We start from the raw sequence: 20,057 nt of genomic DNA, 5'->3' as shown, positions 1-20,057 counted from the left end.
TCAGTCGGCCTTCTTCAGATCGACCACCACGGCGGTGGCGGCCAGCCACGCGGCGATCAGGGTGACGAAATAGAGCAGGTCGCGCGCATCGATCACGCCCTTGCTGATGGCCTCGAAGCGGGTCAGGAAGCTCAGCGAGGCGACCGCGTCCAGCAGCCATTGCGGGGCCCAGGCGCTGAAGGCGTCGAGCACCAGCGGGAAGCCGCTGACGATGAACAGGAAGCACATGACCACGGCGAGGATGAAGGCGATCACCTGGTTCTTGGCCAGGGCCGACATGCACGAGCCGATGGCCAGGTACGCCCCCGCCAGCAGCCAGCTGCCGATGTAGCCGGTGACGATGGCGCCGTTGTCCGGCTCGCCCAGGTAGTTGACGGTGATGACCATGGGGAAGGTCAGCAGCAGCGCCAGGCCGGCGAAGGCCCAGGCGGCGAGGAACTTGCCGGTGACCGCCTCGAAGCGGGTGATCGGCAGGGTCATCAGCAGCTCGATGGAGCCGGACTTGCGCTCCTCCGCCCACAGGCGCATGGCGATGGCGGGCACCAGGAACAGGTAGAGCCAGGGGTGGAAGTTGAAGAAGGGCGCCAGGCTCGCCTGGCCGCTCTCGAAGAACCCGCCCAGGTAGAAGGTGAAGACCCCGGACAGCACCAGGAAGATCACGATGAACACATAGGCCAGCGGCGTGGCGAAGTAGCTCGCCAGCTCGCGCTTGAATATGACCGGCAACTGCTTCATGCCGCTTCTCCCCGGGTCAGGCTGCGGAACACTTCATCCAGGCGGCCGCGCTCGACATCCAGTTCCCGGACCTTCCAGCCACGCTGGTGGATCAGCTGGTTGACCTGCGGGAAGATCACCTCGCCGGGCTTGGCCAGCACCGTCAGGCCGCCGCCCAGGGGGTTCTCCTCGACACCGGCGACACCCGGCAGTACCGCCAGGGCTAGCGCATCGAGGGGCTCGTCGGCCACCAGGGTCACCGCCTGGTGGTAGCGCGAACGGCTCTCCAGCTCGTACGGCGTGCCATCGGCCACCAGCTTGCCGGCGGCGATCACCACCGCGCGGGTGCACACCGCCGCCACCTCTTCGAGGATGTGGGTGGAGATGATCACGATCTTGTCCTGCGCCAGGCTCTGGATCAGCTGTCGCACCTGGTGCTTCTGGTTGGGGTCGAGGCCGTCGGTGGGCTCGTCGAGGATCAGCACGCGCGGATCGTGGAGGATGGCCTGGGCCAGCCCCACGCGGCGCTTGAAGCCCTTGGACAGGGTCTCGATGGACTGCCCCAGGACCTTGTCCAGCTCCACCAGGCCGGCGGCGCGGGACACCCGCTCCCTCTTCTCGGCACCGCGGAAGCCGCGCACCTCGGCGATGAATTCGAGGAAGCCGCGCACCGTCATGTCGCCGTAGCAGGGCGCGCCCTCGGGCAGGTAGCCGATCTGCCGCTGGGCCTTGAGGGTCTGGGTCTGGACGTCGAAGCCGAGGACGCTCGCGGTGCCGGAGGTCGGCGCGAGGAACCCGGTGAGCATCTTCATGGTGGTGGACTTGCCGGCGCCGTTCGGGCCGAGGAAGCCGAGCACTTCCCCCGGTTCGACGCCGAAGGACAGGCCGTCGACGACGGTGTGCTGTGCGAAACGCTTGGTCAGTTGTTTTATTTCGATCATGGCCTCTACCCCAAAGGGAAAAGCCCCCGGCCATGCGGGCCGCGGGGGCCTTGCAAACGCCGGCGGAATATAAGGAGTCCTCCGGCGGCAATGCAAGACAGCAGAAGATTCCGCAAGTTCGCGACCCACCCCTCCATTTCGGACGGTCAGAGGCTTTTTGCGGCCCGGTGGCGAATACGGCAAACTAGCCGCCCCGAGCATTCGCTCGTTCGACTACAGACTCCGTATGACCCGCTCGCCCTTCCGCCGCCTGGCCTTCGGTACCCTGCGCCGCCTTCTCTACCTGTGGGTGCGCTCGGAAACCATCAACCAGTCCGCCTTCACCCTCAAGCTCGACCGCAGCAAGCCGGTGCTCTATGTGCTCCAGCAGCCCTCGGCCAGCGACCTGGCGGTGGTGGACCGGGAATGCACCAAGGCCGGCCTGCCCCGCCCGGTGCTGCCGGTGGCGGTAGGCGACACCCTGGAGCCCGCGGCCTTCTTCTACCTGACCCCCGAGCCCGGCTGGTTCGGCGGCCAGGACAAGCGCGGCACCTCGCCCACCCTGGTGCGCGTGCTCGACGCCATCCAGCAGCACGCCGTGGATGACGCGCAGATCATTCCGGTCACCGTGTTCTGGGGCCAGTCCCCGGACCGCGAGACCAGCCCCTGGAAGCTGCTGTTCGCCGACAGCTGGGCCGTCACCGGGCGCCTGCGCAAGCTGGTCAGCATCCTCATCCTCGGGCGCAAGACCCGGGTGCAGTTCTCCGCCCCCATCCACCTGCGCGAGCTGATCGCCCAGGGCAAGGGCCCGGAACGTACCCAGCGCATGGTGCAGCGCATCCTGCGGGTGCACTTCCGCAACCAGAAGACCGCCGTGATCGGCCCGGACCTCTCCCACCGCCGCAACCTGGTGAAGGGGCTGGTGCATTCGGACCTGGTGCGCCAGGCCATAGCCGAGGAAGCCGAGCGCGAGAAGATCAGCCCGGCCAAGGCCGAGGCCCAGGCGCTGAAGTACGGCAACGAGATCGCCTCGGACTTCGCCTATACCGCCATCCGCTTCCTCGAAGTGGTGCTGAGCTGGTTCTGGAACAAGCTCTACGAGGGCATCAAGGTCAACCACATCGAAGGGGTGCAGGACATCGCCCAGGGCCACGAGGTCATCTACGTGCCCTGCCACCGCAGCCACATCGACTACCTGCTGCTCTCCTACCTGCTGTTCCGCAACGGCCTGACCCCGCCGCACATCGCCGCCGGCATCAACCTCAACATGCCGGTGATCGGCGGCCTGCTGCGCCGTGGCGGCGCCTTCTTCATGCGCCGTACCTTCAAGGGCAACCCGCTCTACACCGCAGTGTTCAACGAATACCTGCACACCCTGTTCAGCCGTGGCTTCCCGGTGGAGTACTTCGTCGAGGGCGGGCGTTCGCGCACCGGCCGCATGCTCCACCCCAAGACCGGCATGCTCGCCATCACCCTGCGCAGCTTCCTGCGCTCCTCGCGCCTGCCCGTCGTCTTCGTCCCGGTCTACATCGGCTACGAGCGCGTGCTGGAGGGCCGCACCTACCTGGGCGAGCTGCGCGGCGCGAGCAAGAAGAAGGAATCGATCTTCGACATCTTCAAGGTCATCGGCGCGCTGAAGCTGCGCTTCGGCAGCGTCGCGGTGAACTTCGGCGAGCCGATCAAGCTGGCCGAGTTCCTCGACCAGGAGCAGCCCGACTGGCGTGAGCAGGAGCTGGGCCCGCAATTCCGTCCGCAATGGCTCAACGAGACCACCAACCGCCTGGCCACCCGCGTCGCCCGCCACCTCAACGACGCAGCGGCGATCAACCCGGTCAACCTGGTCGCCCTGGCGCTGCTCTCCACCAGCCGCCTGGCGCTGGACGAACGTGCCCTCACCCGGGTCCTGGACCTCTACCTGGCCCTGCTGCGCGCCGTGCCCTACTCGCCCCACGCCACCCTGCCGGAAGGCGATGGCCAGGCACTGATCCAGTACGTGCAGAGCATGAACCTGCTGGCCGAGCAGAAGGACGCCTTGGGCAAGATCCTCTACCTGGACGAGCAGAACGCCGTCCTGATGACCTACTACCGCAACAACGTGCTGCACATCTTCGCCCTGCCGGCGCTGCTCGCCAGCTTCTTCCAGAGCAGCGGGCGCAGCAGCCGCGAGCAGATCCTGCGCTACACCCGCGCGCTCTACCCCTACCTGCAGGCCGAGCTGTTCATCCGCTGGAACCTGGACGAGCTGGACGCCGTGGTCGACCAGTGGCTGGCCGCCTTCGTCGAGCAGGGGTTGCTGAAGTTCGAGAACGACACCTACGTGCGACCCGCACCCAGCTCGCGCCAGTTCGTGCTGCTGACCCTGCTCTCGCGTGCCATCGCCCAGACCCTGCAGCGCTTCTACATGGCCATCGCCCTGCTGCTCAACGCCGGGCAGAACCAGCTGACCGCCGAAGAGCTCGAGGACCTGTGCACCGTAATGGCCCAGCGCCTGTCCATCCTCCACGGCCTCAACGCCCCGGAGTTCTTCGACAAGAGCCTGTTCCGCCACTTCATCCAGACCCTGCTCGACCAGCGCGTGCTGCGCCAGGACGACGCCGGCAAGCTCAGCTACCACCCGGCCCTTGGCGATCTTGCCGAAGGCGCCGCCAAGCGCGTGCTGCCGGCGGAGATCCGCCTGTCGATCCGCCAGGTCGCCCTGGAGCGCCAGGGCGAAGCCGAGACCGAAGCGCCGGTCGACGCGCCCTGACCCCCCGGCCGGCCCCGCCCGGGGCCGGCCCTCCTCCTCCGAACATTTAGGGAACTCGCCTACAAGCCGCTGGGGAGCGTGCCGAGCGGCCTGCTCGTGCCCGCTCAGTACCATGGCCGGCCTGCGCCCAGCAGGACTCCTTCAACGAGGACGATGCCGACCATGCTGCTCAGATCAATCCCCATCCAGAACGCCGAGGGCCAGACGCTCAATGCCGCCATCCTCTGCTGCTTCGGGATCGCCGCCCTGGAGCGCGACTTCCTTCTCTATACCCTCGACGAGCCCCAACCCGGCCGACGCTGCAAGGCCTACATCGCCGAGCTCACCCTCCATACCGAGGGCTACAGCCTGAACGCCATCGAGGACCACCACTGGAGCCAGGTGAAACGGGTGCTCAAGGAGCTGACCCGGGAGCGCTGCTCATGAGCCCCCGCCAGCATGCGCTGGAATTCCACCTGCTGAACCTCAAGGCGCTGCCGCTGATCCAGCCCGTGAAACCGAGCCGCGTGGAAGAGCACCGCACGGTGCTGCTCGACCGCGACGCGCTGGAGCGGCTCATGGCCGTCGCCGGCAAGGCCCACCGCGAGCAGGAGCACGGCACCTGGAATATCGCCGCGGCGCCAGGCAAGGCAGCGCCACCCGCGACATCCGGTCGCGCGGCGCATCTGCAGCGCCTGGAAAGGGACCTCGCCGAGCGCATGGAGCGACTCCAGCAGCAGGCCCGCGAACTGGCCAGGCGCGAAGCGGAACTGGAGCGCCGGGAATCCAGCCTGGCCGAGCGCGAGGCGGCGCAGCGCCAGCGCGGCCGGAGCATGGCGCTGCGACTGGAACAGCTGGTCAGCGCCCAGCGGCGCCTGCAGGAACTCAGCCGCGTGTTGCAGGAGCGAGCACCGGTCTCGAAGGCCGACGCCGACGCCGACGCTGACGCCGACGGTCGATGATCCGATCCGGGCGCACGGGTGCTGTACCCCCGCGCCCTCGCTTCTATAGTGTGTCTATCGCCGCCAACGGACCACGAGACCCCCATGAAATCGCCCAGCCTGCTGCTCGCCAGCGCCTTGCTCGTCGCCTGCACCACCGTCCAGCCACCGTCCCAGGAGCACCTGAACGGCGAGGTCTACTACCTGCAACGCAGCGCCCTGCCGCCGGACGCCACCCTGCGCGTCTCGCTGCAGGACGTCTCGCTGGCCGATTCCCCCGCCCGCGAGCTGGCCTACCAGCAGGGCCGCGTCGAGGGGCAGGTGCCCCTGCCCTTCCAGCTCAGCTACGACCCGGCCAACCTGCAGCCCGGCCACAGCTACGCGGTGAGCGCCCGCATCGAGCGCGCGGGCAAGCTGCTGTTCATCAGCACCGAGCGCCACTCGGTTAAACTCGACGGCAGCGACCCGCAGCCCCTGCGTATCAAGGTCGACGCCGTTCCCTGACAACCGCTTTCCCGCCACAAGGATGCCGCCATGTTCCGACTCACCACCCTGGTCGCCGGCCTCGCCCTCTCCGCCAGCGCCTTCGCCCTCTCCCTCAGCGACCTCAGCCAGCAGGACGCCAGCGGCGGCCTCAAGGACGCCCTCACCCAGGGCGCCAAGGTCGCCGTGCAGCAGCTTGGCAAGCCGGGCGGCTTCAGCGAGAACCCCGAGGTGCGCATCGAGCTGCCGGGCAAGCTCGGCAAGGCCGCCAAGACCATGAAGATGATGGGCATGGGCGCCCAGGTCGACCAACTGGAAGCCAGCATGAACAAGGCCGCCGAAGCAGCGGTGCCGGAAGCCCAGGCGCTGCTGGTGGACGCGGTGAAGAAAATGACCGTGCAGGACGCCAAGGGCATCCTCTCCGGCCCCGAGGATTCCGCCACCCAGTACCTGAACAAGACCAGCCGCGAGCAGCTGCGCGCCAGGTTCCTGCCCATCGTCAAGAAGGCGACCGACCAGGTCGGCCTGGCCAAGCAGTACAACAGCTTCGCCGGTCAGGCCGCGAGCTTCGGCGTGGTCGACGCCAAGAGCGCCAACATCGAGAGCTATGTGACCGAAGAAGCCCTCGACGGCCTGTTCAAGATGATCGCCGAGCAGGAGGCCAGCATCCGCAAGAACCCCGCTGCCGCTGCCACCGGCCTGGCGAAGAAGGTCTTCGGCGTGCTCTGAGCCACGCCCGCGCCACGAGAAAGCCCGGCCAAGCGCCGGGCTTTTTCATGTGCCACTTTCTCGTAGGCATCCGAGACTGTGTAGTGGCCTGATCCGCGAATGAATTCGCTCCCACGAAGGCAGGCTCATCACCACTGTGTAGGGTGGAGGTCGCTCTTTACCTCCACCAGGCGGAGTCGAACGCGGCACAGGTTCAATCCTGGGCTCCGCAGTGAAGGGGTTCACCGCGCTCGCGATCAACCCCGCCGCACCACCTCGACGCGGGAATCCCCCAGCGCCTCGTCCAGGCCCTGGTGGAACCAGCGCAATGCCTGCTCGTAGCGCCCATGCCAGAGGCGGTCGCTGGCCCCCGAGCGGATACCGTTCTGCACCCTCGCGGCCATGACGAAGTCTTCCTCCAGGGCGGCATAGAGGATCGCGTTGTTCTTCTCGAAATAGCGCCGGGCCTTCTCCGTCACCGGTGCCTCGGCCAGCAGCGTGTGGCCAAGCACCCGTGTGGCCAGCGGGCCATCGGGGAACACGGTGGAGAAGTCGATGTGGTCCGGCTCCACCAGCACCAGGGTGTTGGGCCAGAGGAAATACAGCAGGTTGCCGTGACGGCGCAGGTCCCAGTCGGCCTCGGGCAGCGCCTGCACTTCGCGCAGGTTGCGCTTCACGTAGTAGTTGCGGATGTGCCGGCCGAAGCGCTCGAACAGCCCCAGGTTCGGCCAGAACAGGGGGTCGATGGTGGCCTGGTGCGCCTTGGCCACGTGGTAGTTCTCCAGGAAGGTGTCGATGGTCAGCTTCCAGTTCACCGGTCGGCGGATGTCGCGCGGGTCGAAGACCACGTGGTCGTCCAGGCCGAAGCTGGCGAAGTCGGCCATCAGCTCGGGGCCGAAGAACGCCGGCATGTCCAATGCCGGGCCCGGCGAGTGCCGCGCCCAGATGGCACCGAAACACTCGGCCACCGGCACCTCGGTGAGGTTCAGGCAGCCCCGGTCGACCCCCTCGAACCCATAGCCGTGGGGAATGCCACGCAGTTGCCCGTCCGGGTTGTAGGCCCAGGCGTGGTAGGGGCAGACGAACACCCGGTTGGCCCCTTCGGGCTCGGCCACCAGTTGCGTACCACGGTGCTTGCAGACGTTGAGAAAGCCGCGCAGCCGCCCCGCCTCGTCACGCACCAGCAGCAGCGGCGCCAACAGGTCGCGGGTGATGAAGCGCCCCGCCGCCACCTCGCTGGAGCGCGCCACCAGCAGGGGCTCGCGGCGCAGCACCTCATCCCGTTCACGCCGATGGCGCGCCTCGTCGAGGTAGCTGTCCACCGCCAGGGACGAGGGCATCTCCAGGCAATCGGAAACCCCCTCTTCGGCCAGCGCCAATGCCTTCCTCAGCAATTCAACCTGGGTCGCGTGCTGCATGCCTGCCTCTTCTTGTCGTCATGTCGGCTGGAGTGGCGCCAGGGCACCACGGATGAAATGCCAGAGCTGGCGCGACAGCTGCTCCGCCGGCGGACGCGGCGAGCGGCCGAGCGCCTCCAGCAGTGCCTGGTGCATGCCGCCGAGGATCATCGCCGAGACCAGCTCCGGGTCGAGGCCCGCGTTCAGCTGCCCGGCGGCCTGGCCCCGGCGGATGTTGTCGGCACCCTGGCGCACGTTCTCGGCGATGCGCCGGGCTTCCAGCGCGGCCACCTCCGGCTCCCGCGCCAGGCTCACCAGCAGCAGCGGTGCCAGGGGCTCGGCGTAGACGAACTGCACCGCGCGGCGCACCCGTTGCTCCTCGCGGCTGCACCAGTCCTCGGCGCCCGGCAGCGGATCGGCCGCCATCACCTCGGCCTGGTAGCGGTCGTGGAAGTCCTCCGCCACCGCGGCCAGCAGCCCCGCGCGCGAGGCGAAGTAGCGGTAGATCAGACCGACCGAGACACCCGCCCGCTCCGCCACGCGCCCCACCTCAAGGCCGCCACCGAGTTCGAGCAACTCGTCACGAGCGGCGTCCAGCAGGCTGGCGCGGGTTCTCTGGGCCTTGGGGGAAAGATCGGTCATGGGGTTCTCGATAAAGCGCTGGACAGTAAAAGTGAATTCAGTTTACTTATTTCTCCCGACGCGCCAAGCCCCGATCCAATAAAAACCAACGGAGCATTCCCATGACCGACTCCACCGTCCACTACGCGGTCGACGGCCGCATCGCCACCCTCACCCTGAACAGGCCGGAGCGCCTCAACGCCATCGACGACCGCCTGCCCGCCGACCTGGAAGCCGCCGTGCTGCGCGCCAACGCCGACGACGCCGTGCACGTCATCGTCCTTACCGGTGCCGGGCGGGGCTTCTGCAGCGGCTACGACCTCAAGTTCTTCGCCGAGAACCCGCGCGGCATCTACGGCAGCCAGGAAATGCCCTGGGACCCGATGGTCGACTACGCACTGATGAAGAAGAACACCGAGCACTTCATGAGCCTGTTCCGCAGCTACAAGCCGGTGATCGCCAAGGTGCACGGTCCGGCGGTGGCCGGCGGCAGCGACATCGCCCTGTGCTGCGACCTGATCCTGATGGCCGACGAGGCGGTGATCGGCTACCCGCCGGCACGGGTCTGGGGCTGCCCGACCACGGCGATGTGGGTCTACCGCCTTGGCCCGGAGAAGGCCAAGCGCATGCTGCTGACCGGCGATCTCATCGACGGTCGCGAGGCCCAACGCCTGGGCCTGGTCTACCAGAGCGTGCCGTTGGCCGAGCTGGACGCGGCGGTGCAAGCGCTCACCGCGCGCATGCAGGGCATCCCCCGCAACCAACTGATGATGCAGAAGCTGATGATCAACCAGGCCTTCCACAACATGGGCCTGGAAACCACGCAGATGTTCGCCACACTCTTCGACGGCATCACCCGCCACAGCCCGGAGGGCGTGCGTTTCAAGGCACGTTGCGAGGAGGTCGGGTTCGCCCAGGCGGTGAAGGAGCGCGACTCGGGCCAGCCGATTCCCTGAGCCGTTCCCGCCCGTCCAATCCGAGTACAGGAGGTGTTCGATGACGACGCAGCAACCGCCGGCCGATCTTCCCAGCATCCCCGCCCTGCTCGCCTGGCGCGCCGAGCGCACGCCCGACTGGCCCGCCGCCCAGGTGCGGGCACACGACGCCTGGCGCAGCCTCGATTGGGGCGAAGTGGCCCGCCGCAGCGAAGCCCTGGCCAGGGCCCTGGTCGCCGCCGGCGTCGAGCCCGGCGATCGCGTGGCGATCTGGAGCCGCACCCGCCTGGAATGGAGCCTGCTGGATTTCGCCACCCTCATGGCCGGCGCCACCAGCGTCGGCCTCTACCCGAGCCTCACCACGGCCCAGGCGATCCAGCAGTTGCAGCGTGCCGGCTGCCGGCTGCTGTTCGTCGAGCGGCCGGGACAGGCACAGGGCCTGGCCTTGCCGGGCCTGCGCATCGTCGCCATCGACGGCGACGGGCCGGCAGGCCTGGACGCCTTCATCGCCGAAGGCAGCGACGTGCCGGCCGACGAGGTTCGTCGACGCTGGCAGGCACTCGACCGCACGTCCCTGGCCAACCTGGTGTTCACCTCCGGCACCACGGGCGAGCCCAAGGCGGCCATGCTCAGCCACGGCAACCTCCTCGCCGCCGTCGCTGCCTACCAGTTGCCGCCGCAGCGCTACACCGGGCTCGCCTTCCTGCCCATGGCCCATGTCGGCGAGCGGGTGATCGGCCAGTACCAGCGCCTCTGGTGCGGCGCCCAGGCCGCCTACGTGCCGGACATCAACGACGTGCCCCGGGCCCTCGCCGAGGTGCAGCCGGACTTCTTCGGCAGCGTGCCTCGGCTCTTCGAGAAGCTGCACGGGGCGGTCATGGCCCAGCGTGAAACCCTGTCGCCCGGCAAACGCCGCGTGCTCGACTGGGCGCTGCGCACCGGCGCCCGCCAGCGCGGCGGCCTGCACCTGCTGCTGGCCCGGCGCCTGGTGCTCAACGGCCTGCGCCAGCGCCTGTTCGGTGCGCGCATCCGCGCCCTGGTCAGCGGCGGCGCGCCACTCGATGCCGAACTGGTGGCCTTCTTCACCGCCCTCGGCGTGCCGCTCTGCGAAGGCTGGGGCATGTCCGAGTCCACCGCCTTCCTCACCAGCAACGAAGCCGGGTTGGCCAAGGCCGGGTCGGTGGGCCGCCCCCTGCCAGGCGTCGAGGTACGCATCGCCGATGACGGCGAGGTACTGGTACGCGGGCCGCAGGTGTTCAAGGGCTACTTCCAGCAACCGGAGAAGACCGCCGAGGCCTTCACCCTCGACGGCTGGCTGCGCACCGGCGACCTGGGCCGGCTGGACGCCGCCGGCCACCTCTGGCTGACCGGGCGCAAGAAGGAGCTGATCATCACCGCCGGCGGCAAGAACATCGCACCGACCCCCATCGAGGCACGCCTCAGGCAGCACCCACTGGTGGAGCAGGCCCTGGTCCACGGCGACCGGCGCAAGCACCTCAGCGCCCTCCTCGCCCTCGACCCACAGAGCCTGGCCATCTGGGCGAAACGCCAGGGGCTGGCGGGGGACGCCGATACCTGGCTGCAGGCACCGGCGCTGCTGGCGGAGCTGCAGGGGCACGTCGATACGATCAACGCCGAGCTGTCCCAGGTGGAACGGATCAAGGCCTGGGCGCTGCTGCCGCGCCTGCTCAGCCAGGAGCAGGACGAACTGACGCCAACGCAGAAGCTCAAGCGCCCGGTGGTGGAGCGCAACTTCGCGTTGCTGCTGGATGGGATGTATGAGGAGAGCCCCGGCGGGGCGCTGTCCAGTGGGTCCCCGCCTTCGCGGGGATGACGGTGACATGAACGCATGGATTGAAGCCCAACGAGCGGTGCCGGGGCTGGCATCGCAACGTTGGGCTTCGTACCTCGGCCCAACCTACGGCCCGTCGGAACCGTAGGATGGGTAGAGCGCAGCGAACCCCATGCGGATGGCCTTTCCGTCAGGCCCTGGGCACTTCCTTGACCCGGAACCAGGCCGCGTAGAGCGCCGGCAGGAACAGCAGGGTCAGCGCGGTGGCGACGATCAGGCCGCCCATGATGGCCACCGCCATGGGGCCGAAGAACACGCTGCGCGACAGCGGGATCATCGCCAGTACCGCCGCCAGGGCGGTGAGCACGATGGGTCGGAAGCGACGCACCGTGGCTTCGATGATCGCGTGCCACTTGTCCAGGCCGGCGGCGATGTCCTGCTCGATCTGGTCCACCAGGATCACCGAGTTGCGCATGATCATCCCCGCCAGGGCGATGGTGCCGAGCATGGCCACGAAGCCGAACGGCTGGCGGAACACCAGGAGGAACAAGGTCACCCCGATCAGCCCCAGGGGCGCGGTGAGGAACACCATCGCCGAGCGCGAGAAGCTTTTCAGTTGCAGCATCAGCAGCGTCAGCACCACGACGATGAACAGCGGCACACCGGCATTCACCGACTTCTGCCCGCGCGCGGAGTCCTCCACCGTGCCGCCCACGTCCAGCAGGTAGCCATCGGGCAGTTCGGCGCGGATCGGCTCCAGGGTCGGCATGATCTGCGTCACCAGGCTGGCCGGCAGCGACTTGTCGTAGATGTCGGCGCGCACGGTCACCGTCGGCAGGCGGTTGCGGTGCCAGATGATGCCTTCCTCGAAGCCGTACTCCAGGGTGGCGATCTGCGACAGGGGCACGCTCTTGCCGCTGTCGGTGGGCACCGCCAGGCTCGGCAGCAGCGCCAGCTCCTGGCGCTCGCGCGGGGTGCCGCGCAGGAGGATGTCGATCAGCTCGTTGTCCTCGCGGAACTGGCTGACCGTGGAGCCGGTGAGCGAGCTCTGCAGGAAGCGCGACAGGTCGGCGGTGCTCACGCCCAGGGCACGGGCGCGGTCCTGGTCGATGTTCAGGCGCACCACCTTGCTCGGCTCTTCCCAGTCCAGGTGCACGTTCACCACGTGGGGGTTCTCGCGCACCTTGTCGGCCACCTTGCGCGCGTAGGCGCGGACCTCGTCGATGTGCTCGCCGGACACGCGGAACTGCACCGGATAGCCCACGGGCGGGCCGTTCTCCAGGCGCGAGACACGGGTACGCAGGCTAGGGAACTCGTCGTTGAGGGTCTGGATCAGCCAGCTGCGCAGGGCCTCGCGGTCCTCGATGGTCTTGGCCAGCACCACGAACTGGGCGAAGCTCGCCGCCGGCAGTTGCTGGTCCAGCGGCAGGTAGAAGCGCGGCGAACCGGTGCCCACGTAGGCCACGTAGTTATCCACGCCCGGGTGTTCCTTGATCAGCTTCTCCAGGCGCGTCACCTCGGCCTCGGTGTTGCTCAGCGAGGAGCCCTCGCCCAGCTTGAGGTCGACCATCAGCTCCAGGCGCCCGGAAGCCGGGAAGAACTGCTGGGGCACGAAGCGGAACAGGGCGATGGCGGCGACGAAGGCCACCAGGGTGAGGACGATCACCGTCTTGCGCCGGCGCACGCACCACTCCACCACGCGCCGCACGCGCTGGTAGAAGGGCGTCGCGTAGGGGTCGTGGGCGCCGCTGCCGCCGTGTTTCTCGGCGTGGCGCTTAGCCAGGTCCGGCAGCAGGCGGTCACCCAGGTAGGGCACGAAGACCACGGCGGCGACCCAGGACACCAGCAGGGCGATGGTCACCACCTGGAAGATCGAACGGGTGTACTCGCCGGTGCCCGATTGCGCGGTGGCGATGGGCAGGAAGCCGGCGGCGGTGATCAGGGTGCCGGTGAGCATGGGGAAGGCCGTGCTGGTCCAGGCATAGCTGGCCGCCTTGAGCCGGTCGTAGCCCTGCTCCATCTTGATGGCCATCATCTCCACCGCGATGATCGCATCGTCCACCAGGAGGCCCAGGGCGAGCACCAGCGCGCCGAGGGAAATCTTGTGCAGGCCGATGCCCAGGTAGTACATGGCGGCGAAGGTCATCGCCAGCACCAGCGGGATCGACAGCGCCACCACCAGGCCGGTGCGCAGGCCCAGGGAGAAGAAGCTCACCAGCAGCACGATGATCAGCGCCTCGGTGAGCACGCGGACGAACTCGCCCACGCCGGTCTTCACCGCCGCCGGCTGGTCGGAGACCTTGCGCAGCTGCATGCCGGCCGGGAGGGTTTCCTGCAGACGGGCGAACTCGCCCTCCAGGGCCTGGCCGAGGATCAGGATGTCGCCACCCGCCTTCATCGAGACCGCGAGGCCGATGGCGTTCTCGCCCATGAAGCGCATGCGCGGCGCGGGCGGGTCGTTGAAGCCGCGGTGCACGTCGGCGACATCGCCGATGCGGAAGGTGCGGTCACCCACGCGGATGGGGAAGTCGCGGATCTCCTTCACCGAGTCGAAGCGCCCGCTGACGCGAAGCTGCACGCGGTCGCTGGCCGTCTCGAAGAAGCCGGCGGCAGCCACCGCGTTCTGCTCCTCCAGCGCCTGCTGCACGGCGGCCAGCGGCAGGCCGAGGGTGGCGGCCTTGGTGTTGGAGAGTTCGATCCAGATCTTCTCGTCCTGCAGGCCGAGCAGCTCGACCTTGCCCACGTCCTTGACCCGCTGCAGTTGCAGCTGGATGCGGTCGGCGTAGTCCTTGAGCACGGCGTAGTCGAAGCCCTCGCCGGTCAGCGCATAGATGTTGCCGAAGGTGGTGCCGAACTCGTCGTTGAAGAACGGCCCCTGGATGCCCTGGGGCAAGGTATGGCGGATGTCGCTGACCTTCTTGCGCACCTGGTACCAGAGCTCGGGGATCTCGTTGGAGTGCATCGAGTCCCGCGCGAGGAAGGTCACCTGGGATTCGCCGGGGCGGGAGAAGGAAATGATCTTGTCGTACTCGCCGGTCTCCATGAGCTTCTTCTCGATGCGCTCGGTGACCTGGCGGGAAACCTCCTCGGCGCTGGCGCCGGGCCAGTTGGTGCGGATCACCATGGCCTTGAAGGTGAAGGGCGGGTCTTCGCTCTGCCCCAGCTTGGTGTAGGAGATGGCGCCGACTATGCCCAGCAGCAGCATGATGTAGAGGACGATCTGACGGTTCTTCAGCGCCCAGGCGGAAAGGTTGAAGTTCACTCGGCCCTACTCCTTGGCGATCAGCTTCACCGCGCGGTTGGCGCGGTCCACGGGGCGGACTTCCTGGCCTTCACGCAGCACCTGGACACCGGCGGCGACCACCCAGTCCTCGGGCTTCAGGCCTTCGAGCACCGGAACACGATCCTCGCCGTAGGGGCCGACGCGCACGGGGCGTCGTTCGATCTTCGAGCTGTCCGGGTTCACCACCCAGACGTAGGGTTCACCGGCTTCGGCGGTCAGCGCCGAGAGCGGCACCGAGAGCGGCACCTCGCCGTTGGCCTGGATGTAGACGCGGGCGCTCTGGCCCAGCTCGGCGGGCACCTCACCGGCGGTGAAGGCGATGCGCGCGGCGAAGGTGCGCGACTGCTGGTCGGCGGCCGGCGAGAGTTCACGGATGCGCCCGGGGAAGCGCTTGTCGGGCTGCGACCAGAGTTCGACGGCCACCTGCTGGCCGATCTTGAAGCGGTCGATGGCGTGTTCCGGCAGGCTGATCAGCACTTCGCGCTCGCCGTCGGCCGCAAGGGTGAAGACCGTCTGCCCGGCCGCCACCACCTGGCCCACCTCGGCGCGGCGGGTGGCGATCACGCCGTTCTGCGAAGCGCGCAGCACGGCGTAGCCCGCCTGGTTGCTGGCCACGTTGTATTCGGCCTGGATCTGTTTCAGCCGCGCCTCGCCTGAGCGGTACTGGTTCTCGACGTTGTCGAACTGCGAGGGGCTGATCAGCTTGCGGTCCAGCAGCGTCTTGTAGCGGTCGCGCTCGGCACGCACCAGCTTGAGGTTGGCCTCGGCGGCGGCGACCTGGGCGCGCGAGGCCTCCAGTTGCAGGCGCACGTCCTGCGGGTCGAGCTCGGCCAGGGGCTGCTCGGCCTTGACCCGGTCGCCCACCTCCACCAGGCGGCGGGTGATCTTGCCGCCGATGCGGAAGGCCAGTTCCGGCTCCAGCCTGGCGCGCACTTCGCCCGGGTAGGTCACCATCGCGTCGCCGGCGGGCTGCGGTTGCACCACCATGGCCGGGCGTATCGATTGCTGGACGGTCTCGTCATTGCCGCAGGCACCGACGAGCAAAGAGAGTGTCAGAGGCAGAGCGAGGGGCAGGACATGGCGGAACATGGTGTATGACCTTTCGCGAAGTGCTGTTGGAATATTTATACTGCCGGGTATAGTAAAAATAGCAAACTCACCAGTCCAGTATTTAAACGCGAATGTCTGACAAATCTTTACCAGCCAGCGGCCCCGGTCGCCCGAAGGACCCCGCCAAGCGCGCGGCGATCCTCGAGGCGGCCAAGTCGCTGTTCCTCAGCAAGGGTTACGACGGCAGCAGCATGGACGCCATCGCCGCCGAGGCCGGGGTCTCCAAACTCACCGTTTACAGCCATTTCACCGACAAGGAGACGCTGTTCTCCGCCGCGGTGAAGGCCAAGTGCATGGAGCAGTTGCCGGAGTTGCTGTTCGAATTGCCCCTGGGTGGGACCATCGAAACTGTGCTACGCAACATCGGCATGGGTTTCCAGGCCCTGATCAACAGCAGCGAATCCATCGAGCTGCATCGGCTGATGGTGACCCTGGGCAACCAGGACCCGAAGCTCTCGAAGCTGTTCTTCGATGCCGGCCCGCAGCAGATCCTCAATGAGATGGAGCGCCTGCTGATCCAGGCGGACAAGGCCGGCAAGCTGCGCATCGACAAGCCGATCAACGCCGCCGAGCACTTCTTCTGCCTGATCAAGGGCGGGCAGAACTTCCGCCTGCTGATCGGCTGCGGCGCGCCGCTGGAGGGCGAGGAGGCCGAGCAGCACGTGCAGGAAGTGGTGGACCTGTTCCTCCGCGCCTACGCCGCGGAGATCACCCCCGCCGCACGAACCTGACCCGTGCGCGCCTGGGCCGCAGGGAGAACCAGCCCTGTGGCTCCACCGGGCCGAGGGGCTCGACGTCCCAGTGCTCGACCCACCAGGCCAGCGACACCGCCAGGTCCATCATCGCCATCGCCGTGCCCGGGCAGGCGCGGTCCCCCAGCCCGAAGGGGAAGTAGGCGCCCTTCGGCCAGCTCGAGGGTTCGATGAAGCGCTGCGGGCGGAATTCCAGCGGCGCCTCGAACCAGCGCGGGTCGCGATGGGTGATCCAGCTCGACAGCATGACGATGTCGCCCTTCTTCAGGCCCTGGCCGAACACCTCCACATCCGCCGTGAGCTGCCGGGGCACCAGCCCATAGGCCGGCGGGTAGAGGCGCAGGCTCTCCTGGATCACCGCCCGCAGCAGCGGGCACTGGCGCAGGTCGGCCATGCCCTGCACCCGGCTCCAGTCCACCCCCTTCAGTTCGCCCCGCAGCGCCTCGCGCACCGCCGGGTGCTGCGCCAGCAGCAGTTGCACCCAGGTCAGGGTCGCGCCGGTGGACTGGTGCCCCGCCATCAGCAGCGTGGCCAGTTCGTCGCGATGTACCGCCAGCGGACGGCGCGATTCGTCAGCGCAGCGCCCCACCACCTCCTGCAGCTGCGTCAGCGCCCAGCGCTTGCGCGGGCACAGCTTGCTGGGGAACCAGTGCCCGAGCGGGATGCCGGTACTGGTTTCCAGCAGCGCCACCCGTGACAACAGGCGCACCGCGCGGGCCACGCGGAAGGCGTCGTTCTCCAGGTCGATACCGAAGAGCGCCCGGCCGGTGAGGGTGACGCTGTAGGCGGCCATCTCCAGGTCGAGATCACGCTCGGCGCCATCCTCGATGCCTTCCCCCCAGCGCTCCACCAGGCGCAGGATCTCGGCCGGCGCCGGTGCGGCGATATGCGGTCGCACCTCCTTGCGCCTTTCACGGGCCGGCTCGCCCTCGCGCATCATGAAGCTGCGCCCGTTCCACTGGCGCATCATGCACAGGCTGGGTTCCCAGCGCTTGAGGTGTTCGCGGTGGTCGACCATCAGCTCCTGTACCGCCCGGGGGTGGAACAGGCACCAGAGCCGGCTCAGCCCCATGCGCGTGACCGCCATGTCCGGCTGCTCGGCGTGCACCTTCTGCAGCCAGGCCAGCGGGTCGCGCTGCATCGCCAGCCAGTGGCGGGCGCCGGCGCGGTCGTCGCCGACCCAGGGCAGGTGCGCGAGGGTGCGGCGGATGGGGCAGCGGATGGCGTCGTCCATGGAGTCCCTTCCCTTGCGATCAGCCCTTGCTCAGGGCCTTCTTCGGATAGATGTCGTAGCGGCTGGACTTGCCCTCCAGCGCATAGCCGGGCTTGGTGCCCTCGATGATCGGCGCCTTGCGCGGGCGCTTCACCACCACCCGGTGGGTCGCAAGCGCCAGGGCGGCGGCGAGCAGGGCCGGGGCGTCCAGGTCGTCCCCCACCAGCGGGCGGAACAGGCGCATTTCCTTCTTCACCAGCGCGCTCTTGTCGCGGTGCGGGAACATCGGGTCGAGGTAGATCACCTGGGGCGCCTCGCCCTGCCAGCCCTGCATCAGCTCGATGGCGTTGCCGGTGTGCAGGCGCATGCGGGCGGCGATGGCGACCACCTCGGCATCGTCGCAGGCGCGGACCAGGCCATCTTCCAGCAGTGCGGCGACCAGGGGCTGACGCTCGATCAGGTCCATCTCGCAGCCCAGGCTGGCGAGCACGAAGGCGTCGCGACCGAGCCCGGCGGTGGCGTCCAGCACCTGCGGGCGGATGCCCGGCTGCACGCCCACCGCCTTGGCGATCATCTGCCCGGCGCCACCGCCGAACTGGCGACGATGGGCCGCCGCGCCCTCGACGAAGTCGACCCGCACCGGGCCCGGCGCCTGGGGCGACAGGTCCACCAGTTGCAGACCCTCGTCCCCCAGCTGCAGGGCGAAATCCGCCTCGCCGTCCTGGGGCAGCCCGAGCCGTGCCGCCCACTCGGCAGCACGCGCCTGGTGCTGCGGCGCCAGCGCGTCGACACGCACCCGGGCCTGTTCCCGCTCATCGCTCATCGATCGAATCCGTTGTTCCAAGATGGGCGGCATTTTGCCAGAGCCCAGCGCCAGGCGCCCGTGCACGGCACTCAGCGGCACATGCGCAAGAGGCCCATGTCGACATGGAAGTGATCCTGGTGGGCAGCGTTGTAGTCCGGCCCCAGGGTGGTGTTGAAGTGCTCGCAGGCGGCGTCGCGCACCCGCCGCAGGAAGCGCGCCTCGGTGTCGTCGCCGGCCCAGTCGCGGGCCACGCTGATGCGCCTGCCATCGGCCAGGCGGAAGCCGGCGATGTCCAGCGCGTTGGCCGAGGCATGCTGGCTGCGACGCTGGGTGCCGCCGATGTTGCGGCAGGCGAAGCTGCCCAGGTGATCGATGCGCGCCACCGGCTGACCGTAGAGTTCACGGGCGACGGGTTGCAGTCCGTGGCGTTCGAACAGGGCGAAGGCCACGGCCACCTCGCAGGTGGCGATGAAGCTGCTGCTGAAGGCCAGCCCGGAGCCGCTGACGCGCACGCTGTTCTCGATGGGGCAACCGACTGCCGGCGAGCTGTCCGGCAGTGCCACGTACTTCAGGCTGGAGGTCTGCAACGCCAGCCGGCACAGCGCCGGGTCGGCCTGCAGGCGCATCAGCTTGAAGGATGTCAGCAGGTTGGGTTCGTCGCGCACATCCAGTGGCGCCCAGGGGTCCCAGCGTGGCGGCGGCGTCACCCACTTCTGGTACACCGCCAGCGGCGCGCCGAGCACCAGCAGCAGGACCAGCCAGGGGATCAGCCGGCGCACGCGCACCCGTTCAGCCCTTGAACAGGTCGTTGATGCGGTCGAAGGGCATCGCCCGCTGGGTGGCCGTGAGATCACCGCAGAGCAGGTCCTCCGCTGCGCGGAAGAACGCCCCGTAGGCGACCCGCGCCAGGTTGGAGCCCAGGCTGACGCGCTTGACGCCGAGCTCGGCCAGCTCCGCCAGGCCCACCTTCAAGGCGGGCGACCCCACCAGCAGGTTGACCGGCTTGGGCGCCACCGCGCGTACCACTTCAATGATCTGCTCGCGAGTGGTCAGCCCCGGCGCATAGAGCACATCGGCGCCGGCCTCGGCATAGGCCACCAGGCGGCGGATGGTGTCGTCGAGGTCGGGCCGGCCGTGGAGGAAATTCTCCGCACGGGCGGCGAAGGTGAAGGGGAACGGCAGGCGGCGCGCCGCTTCCACCGAGGCACGGACGCGTTCGACGGCCAGTTCGAAGGGGTAGATGGGGGCATCGGAACAGCCGCTGGCGTCCTCGATCGAGCCACCCACCAGCCCGACCTCGGCGGCGAGGCGGAGGGTCTCGGCGCAGGCTTCGGGGCTGTCGCCATAGCCGTTCTCAAGGTCCGCGGCCACCGGCAGCGGCGTGGCTTCGACGATGGCGCGGGCGTTGGCCAGCGCCTCCTCGCGGCTCACCGCGCCTTCGGCGTCACGCCGGCCCAGGGAGAAGGCCAGCCCGGCACTGGTGGTGGCCAGGGCACGGCAGCCCAGGGCGGCGAGCATCTTCGCCGACCCGGCATCCCAGGGGTTCGGCAAGACGAGAAGTCCATCGCCCTGGTGCAGGGCGCGGAAGGTTTCGGCACGTTGGGCCTGGTTCGGCATGGCATCACTCCCTCGTTGCAAAGGCCCGACCTTAACCCGCG

The 20,057-nt window shown here is 68.4% G+C and carries 18 protein-coding genes; 8 read left to right on the top strand and 10 right to left on the bottom strand.

Annotation, left to right across the window (positions count from 1 at the left end):
* A complete protein-coding gene (locus ACYJSS_RS06160; protein ID WP_173176168.1) occupies positions 1 to 735 on the bottom strand; it encodes an ABC transporter permease subunit in 735 nt (244 codons plus the stop codon).
* On the bottom strand, positions 732 to 1,655 hold the full coding sequence (locus tag ACYJSS_RS06155) for an ABC transporter ATP-binding protein (protein ID WP_111261690.1): 924 nt from the start codon (positions 1,653 to 1,655) through the stop codon (positions 732 to 734). The genes ACYJSS_RS06160 and ACYJSS_RS06155 overlap by 4 nt, the downstream gene beginning before the upstream one ends.
* Before the next feature lie 226 nt (positions 1,656 to 1,881).
* On the opposite strand from ACYJSS_RS06155, the gene plsB reads away from it, so the two are divergent.
* The 5 genes from plsB to ACYJSS_RS06130 all read left to right on the top strand — a co-directional run bounded on the left by plsB (position 1,882) and on the right by ACYJSS_RS06130 (position 6,512).
* Positions 1,882 to 4,380 carry a glycerol-3-phosphate 1-O-acyltransferase PlsB gene (gene plsB, locus ACYJSS_RS06150; protein ID WP_173176157.1) on the top strand — a complete coding sequence of 833 codons (2,499 nt, stop codon included), beginning with the start codon at positions 1,882 to 1,884 and terminating at the stop codon, positions 4,378 to 4,380.
* Between the two features lie 162 nt (positions 4,381 to 4,542).
* Entirely contained in the window at positions 4,543 to 4,806 is a 264-nt protein-coding gene (locus ACYJSS_RS06145) for a hypothetical protein (protein ID WP_146603014.1), read from the top strand.
* The gene (locus tag ACYJSS_RS06140; protein ID WP_236204610.1) at positions 4,803 to 5,321 is read left to right on the top strand and encodes a hypothetical protein; all 519 of its coding nucleotides are present in this window, start codon (positions 4,803 to 4,805) and stop codon (positions 5,319 to 5,321) included. Before ACYJSS_RS06145 ends, ACYJSS_RS06140 begins: the two co-directional genes overlap by 4 nt.
* Positions 5,322 to 5,405: 84 nt before the next feature.
* Positions 5,406 to 5,804, top strand: a complete 399-nt coding sequence (locus tag ACYJSS_RS06135) for a YbaY family lipoprotein (protein WP_236204611.1) — start codon at positions 5,406 to 5,408, stop codon at positions 5,802 to 5,804.
* A 30-nt stretch (positions 5,805 to 5,834) separates the two neighbouring features.
* Entirely contained in the window at positions 5,835 to 6,512 is a 678-nt protein-coding gene (locus ACYJSS_RS06130; protein WP_111261695.1) for a DUF4197 domain-containing protein, read from the top strand.
* A gap of 236 nt (positions 6,513 to 6,748) precedes the next feature.
* On the opposite strand, the gene ACYJSS_RS06125 is transcribed toward ACYJSS_RS06130, so the two are convergent.
* Entirely contained in the window at positions 6,749 to 7,909 is a 1,161-nt protein-coding gene (locus ACYJSS_RS06125; RefSeq protein ID WP_236204612.1) for an aromatic ring-hydroxylating oxygenase subunit alpha, read from the bottom strand.
* An 18-nt stretch (positions 7,910 to 7,927) separates the two neighbouring features.
* The gene (locus ACYJSS_RS06120) at positions 7,928 to 8,530 is read right to left on the bottom strand and encodes a TetR/AcrR family transcriptional regulator (protein WP_111261697.1); all 603 of its coding nucleotides are present in this window, start codon (positions 8,528 to 8,530) and stop codon (positions 7,928 to 7,930) included.
* Positions 8,531 to 8,631: 101 nt separating this feature from the next.
* Between ACYJSS_RS06120 and ACYJSS_RS06115 the strand changes: the two genes are divergently transcribed.
* Together ACYJSS_RS06115 and ACYJSS_RS06110 are read left to right on the top strand one after the other, a co-directional pair.
* Positions 8,632 to 9,465, top strand: a complete 834-nt coding sequence (locus ACYJSS_RS06115) for a crotonase/enoyl-CoA hydratase family protein (RefSeq protein ID WP_111261698.1) — start codon at positions 8,632 to 8,634, stop codon at positions 9,463 to 9,465.
* A 40-nt stretch (positions 9,466 to 9,505) separates the two neighbouring features.
* Positions 9,506 to 11,278 (top strand): AMP-dependent synthetase/ligase, encoded by a 1,773-nt coding sequence (locus ACYJSS_RS06110; protein WP_236204613.1) that lies wholly within the window; start codon positions 9,506 to 9,508, stop codon positions 11,276 to 11,278.
* Positions 11,279 to 11,426: 148 nt separating this feature from the next.
* Here the strand turns inward: ACYJSS_RS06110 and ACYJSS_RS06105 are convergent, their stop codons facing one another.
* Together ACYJSS_RS06105 and ACYJSS_RS06100 are read right to left on the bottom strand one after the other, a co-directional pair.
* A complete protein-coding gene (locus ACYJSS_RS06105; RefSeq protein ID WP_236204614.1) occupies positions 11,427 to 14,498 on the bottom strand; it encodes an efflux RND transporter permease subunit in 3,072 nt (1,023 codons plus the stop codon).
* Between the two features lie 6 nt (positions 14,499 to 14,504).
* Positions 14,505 to 15,608, bottom strand: a complete 1,104-nt coding sequence (locus tag ACYJSS_RS06100) for an efflux RND transporter periplasmic adaptor subunit (RefSeq protein WP_111261701.1) — start codon at positions 15,606 to 15,608, stop codon at positions 14,505 to 14,507.
* 92 nt (positions 15,609 to 15,700) lie between these two features.
* Here ACYJSS_RS06100 and ACYJSS_RS06095 point away from each other — a divergent pair, with 92 nt between their 5' ends.
* Complete coding sequence (locus ACYJSS_RS06095; RefSeq protein WP_111262282.1) at positions 15,701 to 16,360, top strand: TetR/AcrR family transcriptional regulator; 660 nt, start codon at positions 15,701 to 15,703, stop codon at positions 16,358 to 16,360.
* On the opposite strand, the gene ACYJSS_RS06090 is transcribed toward ACYJSS_RS06095, so the two are convergent.
* From ACYJSS_RS06090 to ACYJSS_RS06075, 4 genes are all read right to left on the bottom strand, one after another.
* A complete protein-coding gene (locus ACYJSS_RS06090) occupies positions 16,338 to 17,615 on the bottom strand; it encodes a cytochrome P450 (protein WP_236204615.1) in 1,278 nt (425 codons plus the stop codon). The genes ACYJSS_RS06095 and ACYJSS_RS06090 overlap by 23 nt on opposite strands.
* 19 nt (positions 17,616 to 17,634) lie before the next feature.
* Positions 17,635 to 18,417: a class I SAM-dependent methyltransferase gene (locus ACYJSS_RS06085; protein WP_236204616.1), complete on the bottom strand. Its 783-nt coding sequence runs from the start codon at positions 18,415 to 18,417 to the stop codon at positions 17,635 to 17,637.
* 71 nt (positions 18,418 to 18,488) lie between these two features.
* The gene (locus ACYJSS_RS06080; RefSeq protein WP_373875097.1) at positions 18,489 to 19,184 is read right to left on the bottom strand and encodes an extensin-like domain-containing protein; all 696 of its coding nucleotides are present in this window, start codon (positions 19,182 to 19,184) and stop codon (positions 18,489 to 18,491) included.
* A gap of 4 nt (positions 19,185 to 19,188) precedes the next feature.
* The gene (locus ACYJSS_RS06075) at positions 19,189 to 20,016 is read right to left on the bottom strand and encodes an isocitrate lyase/PEP mutase family protein (RefSeq protein ID WP_236204618.1); all 828 of its coding nucleotides are present in this window, start codon (positions 20,014 to 20,016) and stop codon (positions 19,189 to 19,191) included.
* Between the last annotated feature and the right edge of the window lie 41 nt (positions 20,017 to 20,057).

This window comes from Pseudomonas sp. No.21, from assembly GCF_054558415.1.
Note: the sequence above shows the minus strand (reverse complement) of the source record. Positions and strands in the feature narration are given on the sequence as shown.

Excerpts from the sequence above, each read along its gene's own strand:
- ACYJSS_RS06090 (WP_236204615.1), bottom strand. The coding sequence starts at position 17,615 with ATGGACGACGCCATCCGCTGCCCCATCCGCCGCACCCTCGCGCACCTG.
- ACYJSS_RS06120 (WP_111261697.1), bottom strand. The coding sequence starts at position 8,530 with ATGACCGATCTTTCCCCCAAGGCCCAGAGAACCCGCGCCAGCCTGCTG.
- ACYJSS_RS06110 (WP_236204613.1), top strand. The coding sequence starts at position 9,506 with ATGACGACGCAGCAACCGCCGGCCGATCTTCCCAGCATCCCCGCCCTG.
- plsB (WP_173176157.1), top strand. The coding sequence starts at position 1,882 with ATGACCCGCTCGCCCTTCCGCCGCCTGGCCTTCGGTACCCTGCGCCGC.
- ACYJSS_RS06095 (WP_111262282.1), top strand. The coding sequence starts at position 15,701 with ATGTCTGACAAATCTTTACCAGCCAGCGGCCCCGGTCGCCCGAAGGAC.
- ACYJSS_RS06125 (WP_236204612.1), bottom strand. The coding sequence starts at position 7,909 with ATGCAGCACGCGACCCAGGTTGAATTGCTGAGGAAGGCATTGGCGCTG.
- ACYJSS_RS06115 (WP_111261698.1), top strand. The coding sequence starts at position 8,632 with ATGACCGACTCCACCGTCCACTACGCGGTCGACGGCCGCATCGCCACC.
- ACYJSS_RS06075 (WP_236204618.1), bottom strand. The coding sequence starts at position 20,016 with ATGCCGAACCAGGCCCAACGTGCCGAAACCTTCCGCGCCCTGCACCAG.
- ACYJSS_RS06155 (WP_111261690.1), bottom strand. The coding sequence starts at position 1,655 with ATGATCGAAATAAAACAACTGACCAAGCGTTTCGCACAGCACACCGTC.
- ACYJSS_RS06145 (WP_146603014.1), top strand. The coding sequence starts at position 4,543 with ATGCTGCTCAGATCAATCCCCATCCAGAACGCCGAGGGCCAGACGCTC.
- ACYJSS_RS06140 (WP_236204610.1), top strand. The coding sequence starts at position 4,803 with ATGAGCCCCCGCCAGCATGCGCTGGAATTCCACCTGCTGAACCTCAAG.
- ACYJSS_RS06085 (WP_236204616.1), bottom strand. The coding sequence starts at position 18,417 with ATGAGCGATGAGCGGGAACAGGCCCGGGTGCGTGTCGACGCGCTGGCG.
- ACYJSS_RS06130 (WP_111261695.1), top strand. The coding sequence starts at position 5,835 with ATGTTCCGACTCACCACCCTGGTCGCCGGCCTCGCCCTCTCCGCCAGC.
- ACYJSS_RS06100 (WP_111261701.1), bottom strand. The coding sequence starts at position 15,608 with ATGTTCCGCCATGTCCTGCCCCTCGCTCTGCCTCTGACACTCTCTTTG.
- ACYJSS_RS06160 (WP_173176168.1), bottom strand. The coding sequence starts at position 735 with ATGAAGCAGTTGCCGGTCATATTCAAGCGCGAGCTGGCGAGCTACTTC.
- ACYJSS_RS06135 (WP_236204611.1), top strand. The coding sequence starts at position 5,406 with ATGAAATCGCCCAGCCTGCTGCTCGCCAGCGCCTTGCTCGTCGCCTGC.